The sequence below is a fragment of the Streptomyces sp. NPDC001858 genome (assembly GCF_053594615.1).
The window spans coordinates 1-1,479 of the sequence record NZ_JBSFEV010000121.1 but is presented as its reverse complement, the minus strand read 5'-3'; the positions used below and the strand labels follow the sequence as shown (position 1 = coordinate 1,479).

Here is a 1,479-nt window from a genome sequence, read left to right as displayed (position 1 = left end):
CTAGGACTTGTCCGGCCGATCATGGCTCTGGATAGTCGGGCATGATGCCCAGGTGAGCATCATCGTGAAGTTCTTCGTGGCGCCGGACGACACGTCAGCGGGCCTGGCTCTCAAGACTGGGCCGGGACGGGCATTCGAGTCGCTCTCCTTCGGCAACTTCGATCCCGAAGAAGCCGTGGTCGAGTGGGAATGCCTCCTGGCTGGCGGCAGCTTCGAGGAAATCGTCGAAGCCGGTGAGCCTCGCCTCGTCGCTGGGCAAGACAACGACGGGTGCGTCGTCTTCGCGATCTCACCTCGCCTGACCACTGCACTTGCGGACGCGGGGCACCCCAGGTTGCGTGACGTCGCTGCCGCGTGGGCTCAGCTGCGTATGGAGGACGGCGAGGTCATCGACACCGAGATCGCGGACGGGATCGTGGGTGATTTGGCTGCTCTTGTAAGTAGCGCCCGGCGCCAGAACCAGAGCGTCTACTGCTGGGTCGCGTAGGAGCTCAGGTTCGGAGCCAGATAGCGACGGCCGCGGCGGTAGCGGTGCCGAGAAAGACGTAGCCGCGCTTGTCGTAGCGAGTGGCGACCGCCCGGGACTGCTTCAGGCGGTTGATCGCCCGCTCGACGGTGTTGCGCTTCTTGTAGCGATCCTCATCGAAGCCGGGCGGCCGTCCACCGCGTGCGCCCTTGCGCAGGCGGGCGGCCTGGCTGTCGGTCTTCTCCGGGATCGTGTGCCGGATTCCCCGCCGTCGCAGGTATTCGCGGATGGGGCCGTTGCTGTAAGCCCTGTCGGCTGCAAGGCTGTCTGGCTTCTTGCGTGGCCGTCCCAGGCCACGTCTGGGCACTCGGATCTTCTCCAGGACCGGCTTGAACTGGGTGCAGTCTGCCCGCTGACCTGGAGTGACGACCAGGGACAGTGGGCGGCAGCGGCCGTCTGCGCTCAGGTGGAGCTTGCTGGTGAACCCGCCGCGCGAGCGGCCCAAGCCCTCACATCCAGCACCACCTCCACCAGGCGGGCGACGAGACTCTGCCACGGCGTCTCGGCCTGGTGTTCCATCTCTTCGACCCCTTTTGATCTCGGCGCAGGAGGCGGGTCGGTGCGGGCGCCGGCCGCATGCTGATGCGCGCGGATGATCGTGGAGTCGACCGAGATGTCCCAGTCGATCTCGCCTGCGGAGTCGGCTGCGGCCTGAACCTGCTGGAGCAGACGTTCCCAGGTTCCGTCGGCCGACCACAGGCGGTGGCGTTCATAGACGGTCTTCCATGGCCCGAACCGTTCGGGCAGGTCACGCCACTGCACCCCGGTCCGCACTCGGTGCAGGATCCCGTCGATCACCTGCCGGTGGTCCCGCCACCTGCCACAACGCCCGTTGCCGACCGGCAGGAACGGCCGCAGCCGTTCCCACTCGGCATCCGTCAGATCACCCCGCCCCATGCCACAGGAACGACTCGGGCAAGAAGCAGTCACATGATCGGCCGGACAAGTCCTAG

Annotated in this window: 2 protein-coding genes; one reads left to right on the top strand and one right to left on the bottom strand. The window is 66.6% G+C overall.

The annotated features are described in order from the left end of the window. Positions 1-52 precede the first annotated feature (52 nt). Positions 53-487, top strand: a complete 435-nt coding sequence (locus ACWCPF_RS45440) for a hypothetical protein (RefSeq protein ID WP_451051030.1) — start codon at positions 53-55, stop codon at positions 485-487. Positions 488-491: 4 nt separating this feature from the next. Here ACWCPF_RS45440 and ACWCPF_RS45435 read toward each other — a convergent pair. Beyond that, positions 492-1,423, bottom strand: a protein-coding gene (locus tag ACWCPF_RS45435; protein WP_451051031.1) for an IS5 family transposase whose coding sequence is annotated in 2 segments (ribosomal slippage) — positions 492-1,060 and positions 1,060-1,423 — 933 coding nt in all. Because the reading frame shifts where the segments join, the coding sequence is not laid out codon by codon here. Between the last annotated feature and the right edge of the window lie 56 nt (positions 1,424-1,479).